The following is a 16793-nucleotide window of genomic DNA, read 5'->3' as shown; positions in this document are numbered from 1 at the left end:
TGAACTTTGGCAAACAGAATCGAGGATGATGGAAGGCGGCTGCTTATGGCTGAAATTGGCCGAACTCGGAAGTAGATTTTTCTAGTCGTACGAGCGTGGCGGGATTAGGGCGGGGAAGTGTGGTCGTGACCACACAGGCCAAGTCGAAGCACCTCAGCTGGTAGCAGGGTTCGTACCGGTGCCTCTGGACCGTTATAGATGACTGACGCTGTGTTTGCCTGGAACTCGATCGCGAAGAAGAGAAGGTATTCCGCGCGTCCTTTGCCCGGTGTAAATGCTGGGCCGGATTTTGGGTTCCCGGTTGCCTTTACCTGAACAGTCTTTCCTGAACGAGTCCAGGCATCGACGCCTCCTGTACGCTTCGGAGGAAGCTCTAGGTCGAAGTAGTCGAGCGCCAAGGCTTCGGCGATATCGCCTACTAGGCGGCCATCGAGCGTAAATTTTAGGCCGGTATCTTTATAGTGCTTTGCAAATGCCTATTGTGCTGCCCAGAGGTTCTTAATGACCTCTGGCCACTTCAGCGTAAGGATCGCGTCGGACATAAGGCTTTTCTAATCGTTAAAAAATTAGCTCATCTGGCCCCATCAGCGGCCGGCCGGCTGAGCTGCGATGAAAGAGTCAGATGCCCAAATCTGACAGCGGCTCGACAACATTATTTTTTATCAACTTTCTTTCAGATAACAAATAATCCATAGCATCTTTATTGTTCAGTACAGCATGAAAGAATGCATGATCCCAATTCTCACTTGGCATGTCCGCTCCTCCTTTTTCTTCCAGGCGCTGAGAGAAAGCAATCGAAGCGTCTACACCTGTTTTTCTAACCAAATCCAGCCAATGATTAAAGCTTTTATGGCAATAGCTAATAATACGTGTTCTTATTTTTAAGTGTTTTATATGTAATGCAAGTCGTTGTTTTTGATGTGCAGATAACGTGCCTTTGCTTTTAAAATCTACTGAAAAAGTAGGAACAGGTTTTGCAAATACCATCGAAACGTGAAACGTTAATTTTGAAATCAAATCACAGTAGAAAGGATGAATAAACTTTGCCGAATTTTCGATATCGCAAAAATAATGTTGGCCTTTGGTGGGTGCGCAACCTCTGCACTGCGGGACAAGATTGTCAGCTAAAAATGCGTATTCTGGCCATTCATCTTTCGGAATAAAATGGTCGAGTGTATCAGGAATGTTCGGATATCCGCAGTATGGACATTCATGAATGGTGGTGTCAGCTCGTCGCATTGTCATAAGACGCGCCAACTCGGACGGGGCACCCGAGTAATAGTCGAGTAAAAGCAACTTTTCAGCGGCAAAAGCACTGTCGGGGACTTTAGTGCCTACGTCATCTATTAGTGTCGAATACAACTCATATGACGTGCGGATTCTGGCGGCGAGAGCATTTAGTCCAGTTACGTTGGCTTTCCGGCATTTTAATGCCAAATTAAGCCACTCATCAATTGGACTAACCCGCATATGAGGCAGATATTTCATAGGTCGCTGATTTCTACTTCTGAATTTTCGGTATCGCTTAAAACTGTTATGGCATAAGCTAACGCTTCATCTCCGACGAACGCAGATATCTTCTCTATCTCGTCAATCGAGATTTTCTCATCCTTGATCAGATTGTTAATGCTTTGTTGAAAAGGCTTATTGGTATAATAATCGTCGAATACTTCGCCAGAAATTCTATCGGTCGACTCACCTAGAGTTTGGAAGGGCGGACGGAAAACTGTTGTTCTTCCTTCTCGCTTGCGCAGTATATTTACCGCCTCCTTATCAACTTCCCTTACCATTACTGGTGAATGGGTGGCTATTACTGCATATGATTTTGTGACACTTAGTACTGTCTTCAGCATATCCAATAAGGCAATTTCAAGGGTTGGGTGTAAATATAACTCAGGTTCATCTATGAGAACTAAACTCTCCTCTTCGATCTCTGCCATCAGTGAAGGCAGCATATATGCGTAGATATTCTGCCCTGAGCTCAAATTAACTTGCTTTTCATTCAAAAAGAAGTTGAGGCCTTGATTTGCATCGAGATGGTCAAGTTTGAGTTTTACTCGATCGTAGTTTTCTTTGTTTATGTATAGAAACGCACCAGTTTTTTCTTTTATCCCAATCGCATCGAACTCGATATGGCGCCTAAGCGCTTCGAAAAGCTGATCAAATTTTGACTTGTTGCGCCACCACCTATTTTCTTCGTCGTACGAAATTAATTTTAGCAATGATATGACGCTGTGGATCGCCGGCCAACCTAAAGAAAATTCCCCATCTTCTTTTTTGAACCCAATATAAGCATAAGCGTTTACATTCAGTCGGCGTCGCTCTCTCTTCGTTTTCGAATCTTTTTTAATAGGGCCTATACGCGCTTCGTGTAACGCTGTCGCAATCTCACTCTTCGTATAAAACTTTTCAAAAGGTGAGTAGGCAATGCATATTATCTTATGGAAAAATGGTAGTGATTCGCCGGTGTTATCAACACCGGTAATGTTTCGTACAAGGGAAAGCAACGCATGCGATTTGCCAACTCCATTTTCGCCAACTAAAACATTTATCCGACGAGAGTTAATGTTGTTTTCAACATTGTCGAAGCTTAAGGTGATTGGATCAAAGGTGTCCGGCAGATTATTTATCGTAAAAATGAAGTTTTCCTGAATTTCATAATTTCCGATCGCGATCTGGTGACCCTTTTTAAGAGCGGCCTCAGAGGCGCTCCCGGATCTCAATATGCCACTCGAGAAACCTGGCCAGCCACGAAATACGTCTTGTAGCTGATAATAAAAGCTGGCATCACAAATCAGTTCTAGAAATTTTTCGATCTCATTGATTTGACTAAAGATTTTTTTTTTTCTGTAATAGTCTAAATCGCTAGAAAGCGAGACGAACTTCTCCGGATTTAGAATATCCGTGATTTCTATAATTGATTCGGCGCTCGCGGATGCAAATACCTTTGCTGTGTTGGTTTCGTCCTTCGTCAGGATTTTTACAGAACCTAAATTCTCTTGCTTACCGTCTTTAACGATATAGCATTTGAATGTTATTACGTAGCCATAGTCGTCCCAAGGGCTGCCATAGTTGCTTCCGACGTGATCCTGTGTCAGGTAACATCCATCGGTCATGTTAGTGGGTAATTTTACCTTGCTGAAAAATATATTCATTATCTATACTGCTGTAGTAATCAAAACTATTTTATTGAAGCGTCGAATTTAACTTAATCATTTATATGTTAAGTATACTTTCGATTGCTCATCAATATATTGGATAACTATATCGCCTCATATTGAAGTAATCCGGCCTTGGCTAGGCCTATGATTACATGGATTTGTTGGTTGTAGGCTTTTCCGGATGAGTCAGTTATTAGGCGCCATAATTGTCGTGGACCCATGGACAAGTAGTTGGGATGTCTAGCTAATAACCTCAAGCAGTCGCGAGCATGCCGAGAATTTTCGCTGTCTCGCACAACTTCAGTTGAAGGCAACCCTTTCACGGCGCCGCTAGCGCAGAGCGTTAGAAATGTGGTTCTAGGGCAGCCCTTTGATTGCATTGACGGGCTGCTGGGAAAGATTTCAACGGCCGCATTATCCCAAGCATCGCGGGGCGAATTCGCCCGTCCACTACGCAATTCGGAAACGGCCCGTATAGCGACATCGGCATAGTCTGGCATGATCGCCTTCAGTTTAGCGGAGCAAGAAAACGAATAGGCCGCAGAGGCAATCGGCGGCGCGCTTGATCGGTGAGTTTCTCGTAGTGCTCAACCCAGAGATCAAATAATTTGTCGAGGCTGATCAAAGTAATACGGCGCTTTTCTTGTGTTCGTGCTTCAAACTCAGCATCTTTTGTAAAACCTCCAGTGGAAACAAAAAGTCCAACGTCATCATCACCTAGGACAGCCATAAATGACCGTAAGCCATCAACAGAGATCGCCTGTTGCTGTCGTTTCACTTGGACTTTAATGCGGGGTGGCCGAGTGCCGAGAGGATCTGGCCAAGCAAGAATGTCGACGCCACCATCTTTTCCAGGAGGTGAAACCCAGCTCACATGGTAGGACATCGCACGAAGTAAATCCGCCACTAAATCCTGAAACTCGTAGGGATTCATCGCTCTTAAATACGTCGAGATTTCGGACCAAGCCTGCTCCTCAGCCTCGTCGAACGTTACGCTTACTGCCTTCGCGGATGTGTCTAGCTTTTCAGCGATTTCGTCTGAGGGCTTAAAAGCATTCGGTACAGCATCACTAGGATCGGCATTCGGCTGCAATGCTTTCCATTCGGAATACAGCTTAACTGCCCTTCGGTAGAAGGCCTCTGGCTCCCAATAATCGCCCAAAGCTTGTCTTCCCTCGTCTGTAACGGACCACGTCCCCTTTTCCTTGATGAGCCACCCCGCCTTAACACAATCCACAGTCGCAAATCTCACCACTTTTTCGAAACGCCGACCGCCTGACTCGTAATCGCCAGCCTCGTAAGGAGTAAGGGTCACTTTTGAAGCGAGCTGATAAAGGGCATCACGTGCAGGTAGACCTGTCGGGCTAGCCAACAGGATTTTGAAAAGCGCTTGCAAGAGTTCGCCGGTTCGTTTGCGCGTAATTTCAGCCATTTATTACCCTCAATTGCTAGTTTCCGTTGCGCCACTATCATTGTCGGCCTGCGCGCTCGTCTTTAATAATCTGTGAAGGAAGCGATGGCAGTTCGCGCAATGGCACTGCAAGTCACCTGGACTGGTTTTATGCGCGCTGTTCATCATGTTACTTATCTGCAAAGCTTGGTGCAACTAATAACATGTGGCGCCCTGGTGTGCGATACAACCTCCGCTTGGCCCAGGTCGGAAAAGACACAAAGTGGCGGCAGGCGCGAGCTTTTTAAGGGTTTGAGCCGGGGAAAGAGGAGGGAAAGCTCGGATAGCTCGCCGGACCCCATTCAGAGCTATTGGTCAGCTCGCTAAAGTGGGCCATTTTTCCTGTGCCGAGTCAGACTTAGACCTGCCTAGTGAGAGAAATAGTTACTGACCTAGAGAGGAGGAGCGGCGGGATCTTTCCGAAGCGACCAGAGAGGGACCAGAAAAGCAAAAAGCCCACGAACCGAAATTCGTGGGCTTCTTGGAAATACTTGGTAGGCCGTGCTGGGCTCGAACCAGCGACCAACGGATTAAAAGTGCCAGAAGCAGCCGCGATTGCGAGATAACTTGCCAGCCATTCTATCCGATTGCACGAGGTATCTCCTTGCTGCACAAGGATCATGGATGAATGGCCTTACTCTTGTGCGCGTCAGCGACAACTTGCCGCTAATGGATTCAGCTTGATCGTATTGGCTGTGGCCCCGACCAGAGAGCGACCAGAATGCCCTTTCCACAATAGGCAGGAGGGTGGCTAGCACACTCTGCACATCTCGCACACCGCTATGGAGTCAGTAATAGAAACCGTAATCGAGTTCTTCGTAGCGCAGCGCGTCCACGAAAATCTGATCGGGGTCGGGGGAGTGGCGTATGTCCGACACTTTCAAGAAGATGCGTTCGGAGCGCTGGCCCATCGATTGCACGTAGGGCTGACCAGTCAGGAACTCGGGGTTGTCCAGGGCGAGCATCGCGTCATCCAGCGGGATTTCGACCTCGACAAACGCTTCATCTAGAGCGTTGCTGAGGACCTTTCCTAGCCCCGCGATGTGCACGACGACCCCTTCCGACAATAGGGCGTCCATCCCTTCCACATTGCCGCCGTAATTGCCTGCCGCGTTCGCCGCATCAAGAAGGGACAGGTCGACCACGTAGGCGTTCATCGGGTTCTGGTAGTAGACAGCGCCGCCCGCATTCGTGTTCAGCGGTTCGCCGGACCAGTATTCGATGATCTCCTTGTAGCGCGGGGGAAGATTGGGGGCCTTCTCAAAGATACAGCCGCGTAGGTTGGCGGGAATGCTCACGCGCTCCGAGTAGTCGGCGCCGCCGGTGCACAGGCTGGCGACGAGTAGGGCACCTTCCGGCAACGGGGCGAGATTGAGCTTGTGGGTGGTCTTGAGATAGTAGCCTTCCTTGTGGGTGAGGTCAGTTGCTTCGTTGTCCGCCAAGCAGCAGCGGTCGTAGTAGTCGAGATCCTTGATTTTGTGGACGGTCGCCATCGCTTCCTTTGTTACGTAGATCGTGACGGTCATGGGTGGCCTTTCTGGGTTGGTTACGGGGCGGGGCAGTCGATGACGGTGAAGCCCTTGCGCATCAGCTTGAGCTTGTGGCGCTGTTCGATCTGCGGCCGGTGCGGCGCGTAGTGCGTCAGGTTGCGGGGTGCGGTGATGCGGCTTGCTCGCTTCGTCCTAATGGCATGCCGGATGGCTACTTCTCCGATGGCCTCATCGAAGTAGAACCGGCGGTTGCCAAACGCTGCGCGGTCGATGTCGTACTGCGGACCCTCGACTGCGAACTGCATTGCCTGGACGTGGGAGCGCATTAGGACGAGTTGGACTACCTTGTCGGTTCGTTGTGACTTTCCGATGAAGTAGCGTGGTCGGTTCCCGATCCTGGGTAGCTCCCTGAACACGTAGTCGAAGGTGTCCTGAATGCGAACCAGTTCCCGGCTGTCGGTTGCGATGAGGTCTATATCGGTGAATTCGGGGTGTACGGTGGGGCAGGCGATGTGCTTTAGAAGGCCTCCGAAGATGTAGACGTTCGGCGCGCGCATCAGGTAACGCACGAGCCGCCCCGCTTCCCACGCTGTTGAGTAGTTGCTGGTCATGAGGTCGGTCCTTGAGTGATTGTGTTTGCTATTTCTTCACGCGCCGAGGTGGATCTTTTTCGTCAGCGGACGGCGTAGAGGCTTCCTTATCTTCGGCCTTCTCTTCCTTACTTACTGGCTCTGATTCGAGCAGCCGCCCCGGCTCGGCGAGCACGGACGCTTTCCATGCGGCCCAATCGCCGGACATAACGTGGCGGCCTTCCGTGTCGGGAGCGAGAGCCAGCAAGCCCTCGGCGCGCAGGATAGCGGCGAGGAATCCCGCGTTATTGCTGGACCGGCCGGTGAACGCCGTCTGCAACAATTTGGAGGGGAAGGGCTGATCTTGCGGATGCGCGGTAAGGCAGGATTCGACGTTACCGAAGGCGATGACTTCCTTGCTGAAGTAGCCGCCGCCCTCGTTACCCACGATCTTGAACGACGGGTCATGACGCTGGTTGTCGGTAAGGATTTGATAGTGGATTCCGCCTTCGGCATGTTTGCCCAGCTTCATAGCCTTGGCGGACTTGAGCAGCCAGCAGCCCCGGAGGCCGGTCGCTCCGGTCGTTTCGGCGGGCACGTCGCCGATGTTTGTTGTTTCTGCTTGGTTCATTTGATTTCTCTACAGGTCGTTTAACTGGTTGGGATAAGAAAAGCCCCGCACCGTTTACCGGTATGGAGCTTTCATTGATGCTCGGTAGCGGCGGCATACACGCTCACCGTTCCACAGTTCTAGCGCCGGAAGCTCAGCGTGAACGTCAGGTCCAGACTGCTCGGCAGAAATGTTTCCTTGATGTCAGGCAGCATGGTCGGGTAATTGTTCGGCCTAGTTGTCCGGGGCGATGCGTTGATCTTGTTGCTCGACCATTGCGAGTTCGGAGGAGTGATAAATTTCTTCATTGATTAGAGTTCCTTGATACACGCTGAAATAGAAAAGCCCCTTGTCCGGATTGCGGGCAAGGGGCTTCATGATTTGTTGCAAATAAATAATATATGACTAGAAGCGCTGTAATTTCGAATGTGGCTAAGTGCAGTCGGTGCCTTGCATGTCTACGGAGCAGGCTCCCGACGCTTTAGCACAAAGCAGCTGTATCTGCGAGCGCTCGGCATTTAGTGCGGTGTAGAGATAAGTGTCCATCCGGTGGCCACATTATCGAATGGCTACGTCTCCCGATATTATTTGCGATACCTACAATAGCGGTTTGGCTCGCTGGGTACCACCTTGAAGACGGCTCTTCGTCCTGCGCTGAGTGTTAATGGCTTGAAGCAAGTTCCTGGTCAAGGAACTCGCTTTTCTCGGTCCCGTCACTGACGCAAATCCTCAAAAGGCTTACGCAGTCGGTGCGAGACTCGCATAGCGCTGCGTAGCAAGCGTGGCCGAGGTGCGCGGAAGACGCATGGCGTGCCATGCTATGACAAGCAGCAATGGCTGCGCTTGGCGAGCACGCGCTACGCGGCTCGCACCTAGCAAGAGCGCTAAGTGCGACGTCAAAGGGCTTTCTTACTTCGGTCGCAAGTAGCGCACCTGACGGACGTTCCGAGCCACTACGTATGCACTGTGTCACGACCGTATGTGCGTAAATTTTCACTGACAGTGAAAATTCTTGTTGATTTCTGCATTACGGCTGTGTTCTAATAGCTTCAGGCCGAGTGATACCGCTCGGATGATGTTCGATGTATGTGTACTTCAGTACCCGAAGTTTGATAGCAAAAAGCTGCTTAACGATCCTGGACGTTTTCAGGATTGCCCACTTCCAGAAGTAGGCTAAATTCCCCGCAACGGGCCGCATTGCCCGGAGCGACGAGTGCTAACCGACCGCGAGCCAGTTGCCATGTGCAGCGAACGAACGGTGGGGCAGCGCTCGAAGGGTTTCGACTGGTAATGGGCTTGTTATGTCGGGCTGGCACCTTCCGGCTTATTTGCTAACGGGGCAGGGCAATTTCGCCCGGATTGAAGGACGCTTATTATGCAGCCACATACTCTCGAAACAAGTATCAGCACGTTGAAAAACCTGCGCGATACGTATCATAGCCAGCTCGACATGCGTGCAGTTGCTGAGTTGAACACCGTCATCGCTGAATTGGAGATTGTCAGCCGACAGGAAGGATCGGAGCGCAGAACGGTAGCTTGCTATCGTGCGTTTCAAGTAATTGCAGACTTCCTTCGTCTGGTTAGCAACATTCGAGACCTGATGTGATGTTTAGCCGAGCTCCTGCACAACAAGCCCATTAATTTTTTGATTGAATATCATGAACCTTGGCAAAGCGATCCAGACTAGTCGCCAACGCCGAAAGCTTTCTCAAGAGGCTCTTGCGAAGCTGGCCGGGTGTTCGGTTTCCTATCTTTCGATGCTTGAGAACTCCAAGCGCGACCCAACCATATCTACGGTCGAGAAGATTGCAGCTGCACTAAAGATTCCTGTCGAGATTTTATTTTTCCTTGCTGCTGAGAAGGGCGAACTTGCAGGCATTAACAAGGAGCTTGCGGGACAGTTAGCATTGACTGCTTTGGAGCTTTTGGATGAAAAAGCCCCCGAATAGTGACAAGAGTATTCCGTATTATCCGTGTGAGCCAATCCATAGCATCGCTGCGCTCGAAATGGCACTGGGAATCCCTGAGCGATGGTTAAAGCGCATCGCTGCGGCAGCAAATCAATCATATCGACTGGCAGCGGAAGAAATAAAAAAAGACGGAAGCAAGCGCCAGACCTTCGACGCTTATCCGCGCCTGAAATATGCTCAGAGACGCATCAAAGATCGCATTCTAAGCCGTGTCGAGTACCCGGATTACTTGAACGGAAGTCTTAAGGGACGCAGTCCTCGTAAAAATGCTGAAGCCCACGTAGGCGCAAAAATTACAATTGGCGAAGACATTGCCAACTTTTTCCCGACAATTTCGTCTACCCTTGTGAAGGCGATGTGGTGCAGCCTGTTTGGGTTTTCTGAGGAGGTCGCAAATCTCCTGACACTGCTCACGGTGAAGGATGACGGCGTGCCGCAGGGGGCCGTTACCAGTTCCTACTTGGCTAACCTGGTCTTTTGGGCCAGAGAGCCCCAACTCTACAAGCAGTTCCAGCGTCGCGGCTACCAGTACACCCGCTATGTAGATGATATTAGCGTTTCATGCAAGCGTCGCATTACCAATAGCGAGAAGTCGGAAATTATCTCCAGTGTCTATGCGATGCTCCGCAGCGCTGGCGTTCAACCCAAGCGCCAGAAGCATGAGGTGCACACAGCAGGGGCGCGAATCGTAACAACGAAGCTCGTGCATAACGTCAGAGTTGCTTTGCCCAAGGAAATGCGCCGAGGCATTCGCACGTCCGTCTTTCAGCTTGAGGCCAGAGCTGCCTTTGGCGAGCATGATGAGGCACTTCATAAAGAGCTTTTAACGGTATCGAGCCGTGTTGGTCTGTTGAACAGCTTTCATCCTTCCGAAGGGGCACCCTTAAAGGCGCGCTTAAAAAAGTTACGGAAAATGATTGAAGATGCTGCTCAGGGCCTGCAACGTACACAAGAGGTAGGCCGGCAAGCCGTTGGCATTTCCAACTCGGAACCTGCACCTTGGGACTAAATAGGTGATCGCCCAGTTGGCTCGTCGGATGTTGATCGGCTCTATGCGTGATTTACCCTTCAGGCGAAGCAAATAAGTGTCTCACGGGCGAGCGCTTCCTAATGCTGTGGTCGGGTTCCTTGACCAAGCTTGACGGTCAGGGATGCGCTCTCGATGGCGAATCGTTATGATTGATCCCGGTAGTCCTAGTAAAGGACTATCAACATGCCGCCCGACAAAACAAGTAACCACAATTTTTCGACCAAGTTCTGCTTCACGAAGGCCAGCCTCAATACGGCCTTGGCTTCGTTCCTTGCCTACAGCGACAAGGATCAACTCGACTGCTACGACACGAAATGCGTCGGGCTGATCGCGGTCCTGTATCGCAGTGGTCGCATCAACTTCCGCGCTCGCCCGGTTCTTCACAAGCAGCGCCTATCCCTGGCGCTCGGGGATTACAGCGCCCACTTCACGGTCGAACAGGCACGTCTCGCCTGCACCTCTGCACGCCTCCAGGCTGCACAGGGCATCGATCCGCGCGCACCGAGCCGCGTCGGCATCACGTTCTCTCAGCTCTGGTCCGACCATTACTACCCGGCTGTAAAAGCTCGTAAGCGCAGCATCAAGGACGACGTGCAGAAATTCGAGCGTTGGCTGTCCAGCGAATTCGGACACCTGCCGCTGGCTGCCATCAGGTCGTCGAACATCGTGGCCTTCCTCGACATGCTGAGCGAGCGCGAGCACCTGTCGCCCGCGACCGTCAATCGCTACCTCGCCTTGCTGAAGGCGATATTCCGTTACGCCGTCGAGAATGACCTGCATACGAAGAGCCCCGCCAAGCACATCCGTCCGCTCGCAGAGGCGAACATCCGTACCCGAGTGCTGGATACGGCCGAGCGTGCCGCGTTCAAGGAGGCTTGCGATCACGAGAGCAACCGGGCTGCGGCGTCGCTGTTCATGCTGCTCTTTCTGACTGCGGCGCGGCTCGGCGAAGCGCTCGCCGCCAAGGTGCATGACGTCGATCTGGCAAGCTGCACGTGGCATTTGCCGATGACGAAGTCGGGCAAGTCGGCACATATCTGCCTCAGCTCAACGGCGGTGGAACTGCTGCGCGTGGTAATCGGCAAACGGAAGGCCGGTTATCTGTTTCCAGGCAAGGACCCGGCCAAGCCCATGACGAGGCCCGCAAAGGTGTTCGAGCGCATTTGTGCGAGCGCGGGCATCGAGGGCTTCACGATCCACGACCTGCGCCGCACCTGGGCATCGATTGCTGTCAACGCGGGCGTACCCCTGTTCACCGTTTCCAAGGCGCTGCGCCACTCGTCACCGAACGTCACGGCTGCACGCTATGCACACCTGCAGGACCAAGCATTGATCGATGCGAACAACTTGGTTGGCGAGTTGGTGTGATCGAAGGTACTGGAATGTCGCAAGACTACGACATTCCAAAAATATTTTCACTCGGTGGACAGCGAAAAAAGGAAGTGAATCCGGGCTTAAAAGAGGCGGGAATCGCCTTGCCCGGCTGAAGTATCGGCATGCCGCCGATTTTTCGGTGCGTGAACGAGTTACCAGGGCGAAATCGGTTGACGGTCTTGGAGGCCGGTAAAACCCTCATCCGCCGCCTTCTATTTGCTTATGTTTATTGTTGTAAGTCACTGTTTTTCAAGACTTTTCTTCGTTAGCTCATCCGCTTAATATGGGCTTGCTGAATTTTCTTAACGCAACCTAAAGGAGCATCCAATGTACGAACCGAGCAGTTATCTAACAACGAAGGAAGTGGCATCGTTGCTGCGCATCGCGCCGCAGACCCTAGAGAAAGCCCGCTCTACCGGGCTGGGTCCGCAAATCCCATTCGTCAAGGTGGGCCGAGCGGTGCGGTACGCATGCGAAGACGTGCGTGCATGGGTGGAAACGAATAAGAACATCTAAGAGCTAACTATGAATAAGCCTAGCAATACCGCCGCGCCGAGCACGGTCGACAAATACATTGTCCAGAACGGCTCCGTGCAGTTCGATCGAGGAGACGCAGGATTCACTGTTGTCATGCATGGCGAAGCATACGTAGAGCGCTTCGTGTTCGATCCCGCAACGAACACCACCTCGTGTGCGGTGGCGATTACCCCGTTCGTCGAGGGCGTACTTCCCTGCATGGTGCGTGTTGACAACGGGACGCTCGGCACGCCCAAGGCGATCAGCGAAATCCTCAGCACGCGCGGGACGATCATCTACAAACCTAAGCTGTTGTCGGACTACCTGATGGCCACCGCCGCTGCGGTTGCCAAGCTCTCGACGCGCGAACTGGTCACGAACACTCGCTGGATCGCAGATCATCAGGCTTTCTTTACCGGGCGCAAGCTGATCGCCAGCGATGACAACGATCCGGACGACTTCTGGATCGACCCCTCTGGCGCGGGCGCGATGTGTTCGCGCGGTACACTCGACGAATGGCGCGCGAAGATCGGCGTGTTGATCGTCGAAAACCCGATCATCCTCGCGATGACCTGTATCGCCATCGCAAGCATCTTCCTGGACCGCCTCGGCCTGAGTTCTAGCATGTTTAACTTCTGCGGACAGAAGGGGCTCGGAAAGACGCTCGCGGAACAATGCGCCGCCAGTATCTTCGGCAATGGAGTCGATCCCGCGCAAGGTGCGCAGGTCGAGGACCCGGCATTTATCGCACGGTTCAACGGCACCCTTAACGGCTTCGAGGCATTGCTCGGCAAGCAAAGCCCGCTGCCGACGCTTCTCGACGAACTGACTGAAAGCAGTGCGGCGATCGTCCATCAGGCGTGCTATATGATGGCGTCCGGCGAAGGCAAGCATCGCATGAAATCGACGGGCGAAGCGGCGGACCGCGAACGCTGGCAGTCGAATGTAATCGTGTCGGCGGAAGTGACGATCGCTGACACCATCGCGGCGAGCGGGCGGAAAATGCATGGTGGTCAGGCAGACCGTGCTATCGACATCCCTATTACCGATGTCGGGGTGCTGAACAACTACGGAGAGTTCGGTTCGTTCAATGCTGCGACCAGCCACCTCAAGCGTGCCTGCAGCGAGCAGTACGGTACGGCTGGTGAGGCAATCATCCAGTATTGCTGCGACAATCCGGAGGAATTAAACGAGCTCCTGGCGATGGCCCCAGACATCGAGAACGTCCTGTTGCCCGCCGACTGCGAATCCGGTGAGCGCCGCGTCGTCAAGCGGCTCGCCGGGGCAGTTGTAGCCGGACGGATCGCGGTAATGGCAGGTGTATTCGATGAGAACGCGGACGAAAAAATCAACGCAGCACTCAAGATGGTGACTGAACTATGGTGGAGTACGCGTGCCAGCTCGTTAGCGCGTATTCGTCAGTTTCTCACCGATCGCATCGACGAGCTTCATCCGGGTAGACCCGACTTGAACTGCGAGGCCGTCGCATTCGTAGACAACGACATCACGGTCATTTCCGTCGATGTGTTGAACCGCGAACTCGGTGACGACGCGACGCGGATTCTCGATGAGCTGGCCGGGTTGGGTGCACTCAAGACGGAACAGCCTGGACGACGAGTCCACCGCTTCTGCAACAATCGCTTCCGTGGCTACGCCATCGTTACCAAACGCATCTGGCCAGATGGAGTCCCGATCGCAGCTTAATGCCCACTCCGAACGGAGTAAAAAAAAATCGCTCAAGTCACTCTTGAGCGATTTTTCGTTTACGCCACGGACTCGGCTTGTGGCCGGGCCTGTGCGATCACTGCGGCTACTTGCGCGCTGGCCTTGCGCAGGTTGTCCGACGCCATGTGCGCGTATCGCTGCGAGGTCTTGCTATCGGCGTGGCCGAGCAGGTGCTGCACCTCATAGAGCGTCGCCCCGTTGTTGATCGCCAAGCTGGCGAAGCTGTGTCGCAGGTCGTGAATCCGCAGATCCCTAATGCCCGCCCGCTTCAGTACCCGCTTGAAGCCTTTGTACGGGTTGCAGATGGGCTCGCCCACATTCTTACCTGGGAACACATAAACGTGGCCAGCAGGCCGACCACACTGGCGGAGTAACTCGATGGCAGCGTCGTTCAGCAAGATAAATCTGCTCTTGCCACTCTTCGTGTTCGGCAGGAACCACTGACCTTTGTCGAGGTCAATCGAATCCCACCGTGCCATCAGCGCCTCGTTACGGCGCGCGCCGGTCATGAGTAAGAAGCGCAGCGCGTCTGCCAGCGGGCGGTTTGGTTCCTCGTCAAGTGCCCTCAAAAACGAGCGCAGCTCGCCGTCTGATAAGTAGCGCTGCCGCTGGTTGTTCTCCTGATGCATGCGTATTCCCCGTACCGGATTCGGTCCGTCGAGCTTGCCCCAGATGATGGCGAGGTTAAAGCATCGCTTTAACAGTGCAAGATGGCGGTTCGCAGTGGCTGCACACTTCTGCACGCGCAACCGGTCATGGAACTGTTGAATGGTATGGCTGCTTATCTGCGACAGTTGCAAGTCGCCAAACTCCGGCAGGATGTTGCGCATCCGGCCCTCGTCATCCTTGGCGCTACGTTTGGTGGCATAAGCGTGCGGCAGGTAGTCGTCGATCACGAACCGACGCAGTGCCAGTTGTGATGCCGCTACGGCTGCAGCCGCTGCCTGCGGGTCCGTCCCGGTAGCGACTTGACGGCGACAGTCGAGCGCGCGGTGTCTGGCGTCGGTGACTTCCATCTGCGGATAATCGCCCAGCTTCATGCTGCGCTTGGCTCCGTCGAAGGAGTAACGGAAGAGGAAATACTTGCGGCCACGCCGGTTGACGATGATGCGCAGTCCCGCGACCTCGGTATCGGAATACTCGCTTTCCTTGGACTTGGCGTCCTCGGGGTGCGGGGGGAGGGCATCGATAAGTTTTTTGTTGAAGCGAAATTGTCTGTTCATACATTTAGATTCTCGATGGTGGGTTGATGCGCAGATGCGGAGCGCGGTAGGCGTTCCGGGAAGTTCGAATCCGTGGAGCGGACCGGAACGGCGGCGTTCACGGTCAAATGGTTGTGGCTGGGCGTGGATCATTACAACGCACGCTTTTTCGGCTCCGCTGCCGGGGTGGCCTCCGGTCTATTTCCGGTCGGAGTGGCGGCGGGCCAGTGCCATTCGGCGAAACAGCTGAGGGGTCAGTATTCGTCGGGTAGCAGAATCGTCGTGCTGGCGCGGTCGGCCTCGGTGATGATCCAAATGCGGACGGTGGGCGCGATGCGGTACGAGGCGAGGATACGTCCGCCATCATGGATAGCGGCGCGGTTTGCCTTGATGTCTTCAGCCGACAGGTTTGACCAGTCGCCGGTAACGTACCGTTCCAGTAGCGTTGCCGAGGTGACGGCGCGAGCGTCCAGCTCGGCGTCTGCGCGTTTGGTGATGTAAATGTCGCCAAGGGAAAATAGGGGGGACTTGTCTTCGTGATTTTTCATGGTGTGTTGGCATGACTGTGCAGGGCGTACAGGTTGGGCCTGCACACCTTGCGCACTGGTTGGGGCGAGATCTTTGTTGGCAGCTGGGGCAAAGTGCGGTGGCGTGGAATCCCGTCGCCAGTTGAACCAGACGCGGCGAGGTCGATTCTCGACAAGCGCTTACAGCGTTTACAGCTTGGGAAAAACGGTGGAAGGACTTGATAGATCACCGGGGGGCATTCAGCGCACTCCGTAGTCCGGTCGAAATGGGCCTTTTTTGATGTGCCACGTCCAATCTGGGTGGCTCTAACCAGCAGATTTTTCGATGTCGTAGTCCAGGTGATGTTTTGCACACGCAGCACACCTGTTCAGTAGCCCCTGCATCCTAGAGCCGACAGGGGTTCTGCACATCTTGCACATCAGAACGATGAAGGCTACGATCCTCCGTACAACCCGTCTAAGTGGTTCGGAAAGCTTCGCCCAACGAGACGAGCGGATTGGATAGGTAATCTGGAAATTAATTTTGCCGCTTAGAGCTCGAAGAGGTGACGCCGACGTCTATGCGTTCGACTGCGATTTGATCGCATGGGAATACGTCAAGCAAACCTATAAGATGGCTGATCTTCGAATGCCATGCTGCGATAGCCAAGCCATACCGAAGATCAGTAAGCTCGGTAATTTTTTCGCATGCGAGGCGGGGGAATGCACAACTGCGCCAGAAAGCGCGGAGCACGTGTTCCTCAAGACGCTGGTTGCTAAGGCGGCGGTCAAGGCAGGCTGAACGGTCATGACCGGCTTTGTTGCACAAATCGACCCTGGCCAGGGTAGAGCCGGGACATCTGGTAGCCTGAGCGCATAAACCGGCTCCTCAGAAATACCGCACCACGAACTGGAAAACATACAACGAAGCACTGAAGGCACGCGGCTCATCTGGCTCGATCCGAACATGGCCTGGCATGGCGAGCCAAACGGCAAGCGCGGGCGCAGCCAGATGTTCAGCGAGCAGGCGATCCATTTCTGCCTGAGCATCAAGTGCCTCTTCAATTTGCCGCTGCGCCAGGCCATGGGTATGATGCAAAGCCTGCTGCACCTGGCTAGACTCGACTGGCCGGTGCCGGACTACAGTACGGTCAGCCGTAGGCAAAAGACGCTGCAGGTAGCGATCGGCG

General features: G+C 53.3%; 17 protein-coding genes and 2 pseudogenes. 8 read left to right on the top strand and 11 right to left on the bottom strand.

Annotated features, from left to right (window positions below):
* Nucleotides 1–104 precede the first annotated feature (104 nt).
* From QPK32_RS26760 to QPK32_RS21755, 9 genes and pseudogenes are all read right to left on the bottom strand, one after another.
* Nucleotides 105–458: pseudogene (locus tag QPK32_RS26760) on the bottom strand (hypothetical protein); the annotation flags it as partial.
* 160 nt (nt 459–618) lie between these two features.
* Nucleotides 619–1488 carry a hypothetical protein gene (locus tag QPK32_RS21785; protein WP_290414893.1) on the bottom strand — a complete coding sequence of 290 codons (870 nt, stop codon included), beginning with the start codon at nt 1486–1488 and terminating at the stop codon, nt 619–621.
* Nucleotides 1485–3155 carry an AAA family ATPase gene (locus QPK32_RS21780; RefSeq protein ID WP_290414892.1) on the bottom strand — a complete coding sequence of 557 codons (1671 nt, stop codon included), beginning with the start codon at nt 3153–3155 and terminating at the stop codon, nt 1485–1487. Before QPK32_RS21780 ends, QPK32_RS21785 begins: the two co-directional genes overlap by 4 nt.
* A gap of 107 nt (nt 3156–3262) precedes the next feature.
* The gene (locus tag QPK32_RS26755) at nt 3263–3661 is read right to left on the bottom strand and encodes a hypothetical protein (protein WP_374046773.1); all 399 of its coding nucleotides are present in this window, start codon (nt 3659–3661) and stop codon (nt 3263–3265) included.
* An 8-nt stretch (nt 3662–3669) separates the two neighbouring features.
* Complete coding sequence (locus QPK32_RS21775) at nt 3670–4593, bottom strand: restriction endonuclease (RefSeq protein WP_290414891.1); 924 nt, start codon at nt 4591–4593, stop codon at nt 3670–3672.
* Nucleotides 4594–5399: 806 nt separating this feature from the next.
* Nucleotides 5400–6137: a hypothetical protein gene (locus QPK32_RS21770; protein ID WP_290414890.1), complete on the bottom strand. Its 738-nt coding sequence runs from the start codon at nt 6135–6137 to the stop codon at nt 5400–5402.
* Between the two features lie 20 nt (nt 6138–6157).
* Complete coding sequence (locus QPK32_RS21765; protein ID WP_105378916.1) at nt 6158–6712, bottom strand: hypothetical protein; 555 nt, start codon at nt 6710–6712, stop codon at nt 6158–6160.
* A gap of 28 nt (nt 6713–6740) precedes the next feature.
* Nucleotides 6741–7301 carry a hypothetical protein gene (locus tag QPK32_RS21760; protein ID WP_290414889.1) on the bottom strand — a complete coding sequence of 187 codons (561 nt, stop codon included), beginning with the start codon at nt 7299–7301 and terminating at the stop codon, nt 6741–6743.
* A gap of 213 nt (nt 7302–7514) precedes the next feature.
* Entirely contained in the window at nt 7515–7658 is a 144-nt protein-coding gene (locus tag QPK32_RS21755) for a hypothetical protein (RefSeq protein WP_290414888.1), read from the bottom strand.
* 997 nt (nt 7659–8655) lie between these two features.
* Between QPK32_RS21755 and QPK32_RS21750 the strand changes: the two genes are divergently transcribed.
* The 7 genes from QPK32_RS21750 to QPK32_RS21720 all read left to right on the top strand — a co-directional run bounded on the left by QPK32_RS21750 (nt 8656) and on the right by QPK32_RS21720 (nt 13874).
* The gene (locus QPK32_RS21750) at nt 8656–8886 is read left to right on the top strand and encodes a hypothetical protein (protein WP_290414887.1); all 231 of its coding nucleotides are present in this window, start codon (nt 8656–8658) and stop codon (nt 8884–8886) included.
* Nucleotides 8887–8938: 52 nt separating this feature from the next.
* Nucleotides 8939–9229: a helix-turn-helix domain-containing protein gene (locus QPK32_RS21745; protein ID WP_105378919.1), complete on the top strand. Its 291-nt coding sequence runs from the start codon at nt 8939–8941 to the stop codon at nt 9227–9229.
* Nucleotides 9210–10259, top strand: coding sequence for a reverse transcriptase family protein (locus QPK32_RS21740; protein ID WP_290414886.1), 1050 nt, complete (start codon nt 9210–9212; stop codon nt 10257–10259). The genes QPK32_RS21745 and QPK32_RS21740 overlap by 20 nt, the downstream gene beginning before the upstream one ends.
* Nucleotides 10260–10463: 204 nt before the next feature.
* Complete coding sequence (locus QPK32_RS21735) at nt 10464–11648, top strand: site-specific integrase (RefSeq protein WP_290414885.1); 1185 nt, start codon at nt 10464–10466, stop codon at nt 11646–11648.
* On the top strand, nt 11645–11767 hold the full coding sequence (locus QPK32_RS21730) for a hypothetical protein (protein ID WP_290414884.1): 123 nt from the start codon (nt 11645–11647) through the stop codon (nt 11765–11767). The genes QPK32_RS21735 and QPK32_RS21730 overlap by 4 nt, the downstream gene beginning before the upstream one ends.
* Nucleotides 11768–11981: 214 nt before the next feature.
* On the top strand, nt 11982–12170 hold the full coding sequence (locus QPK32_RS21725) for a helix-turn-helix domain-containing protein (RefSeq protein WP_290414883.1): 189 nt from the start codon (nt 11982–11984) through the stop codon (nt 12168–12170).
* 9 nt (nt 12171–12179) lie between these two features.
* Entirely contained in the window at nt 12180–13874 is a 1695-nt protein-coding gene (locus tag QPK32_RS21720; protein WP_290414882.1) for a DUF927 domain-containing protein, read from the top strand.
* Between the two features lie 59 nt (nt 13875–13933).
* Here the strand turns inward: QPK32_RS21720 and QPK32_RS21715 are convergent, their stop codons facing one another.
* Nucleotides 13934–15118, bottom strand: a complete 1185-nt coding sequence (locus tag QPK32_RS21715) for a site-specific integrase (protein ID WP_290414881.1) — start codon at nt 15116–15118, stop codon at nt 13934–13936.
* A gap of 233 nt (nt 15119–15351) precedes the next feature.
* On the bottom strand, nt 15352–15645 hold the full coding sequence (locus tag QPK32_RS21710; RefSeq protein WP_105378925.1) for a hypothetical protein: 294 nt from the start codon (nt 15643–15645) through the stop codon (nt 15352–15354).
* Between the two features lie 890 nt (nt 15646–16535).
* Here QPK32_RS21710 and QPK32_RS21705 point away from each other — a divergent pair.
* A pseudogene (locus tag QPK32_RS21705) lies at nt 16536–16789 on the top strand (transposase); the annotation flags it as partial.
* Between the last annotated feature and the right edge of the window lie 4 nt (nt 16790–16793).

It is taken from the genome of Massilia sp. YIM B02763 (genome assembly GCF_030412015.1).
GTDB lineage: Bacteria > Pseudomonadota > Gammaproteobacteria > Burkholderiales > Burkholderiaceae_D > Telluria.
The sequence above is the reverse complement of the archived record's forward strand: the minus strand, read 5'-3'. Positions and strand labels throughout refer to the sequence as shown.